This is a genomic window from Mycobacterium persicum (assembly GCF_002086675.1).
GTDB lineage: Bacteria > Actinomycetota > Actinomycetes > Mycobacteriales > Mycobacteriaceae > Mycobacterium > Mycobacterium persicum.
Genome location: NZ_MVIF01000346.1, coordinates 1 through 272 on the forward strand (window position 1 = coordinate 1; position 272 = coordinate 272).

Sequence of the window (272 nt, forward strand, 5' to 3'; positions counted from 1 at the left end):
CCTGTTCTTGGGCTTTGGTGGTAACGGCGGCCCTGGTGGGGTCGCAAGCGGATCCGGTAACGGCGGGGCGGGCGGCGTCGGGGGTGCCGGCGCGTCTGGCGGCAGAGGCGGCACCGGAGGGTGGTTGTGGGGTAACGGCGGTGCCGGGGGGGCCGGCGGCACCGGCGGCGGGGCCGGTGGAGCAGGTGGCAACGCCCTGTTCTTGGGCTTTGGTGGTAACGGCGGCCCTGGTGGGGTCGCAAGCGGATCCGGTAACGGCGGGGCGGGCGGCG

Annotated in this window: 1 protein-coding gene; it reads left to right on the forward strand. The window is 75.4% G+C overall.

Annotation, left to right across the window (positions count from 1 at the left end; all coding sequences use genetic code 11):
* Position 1 precedes the first annotated feature (1 nt).
* Positions 2-272 (forward strand): hypothetical protein (locus BST40_RS28705; protein WP_425270718.1); only part of this gene is annotated, 271 nt, incomplete at its 3' end.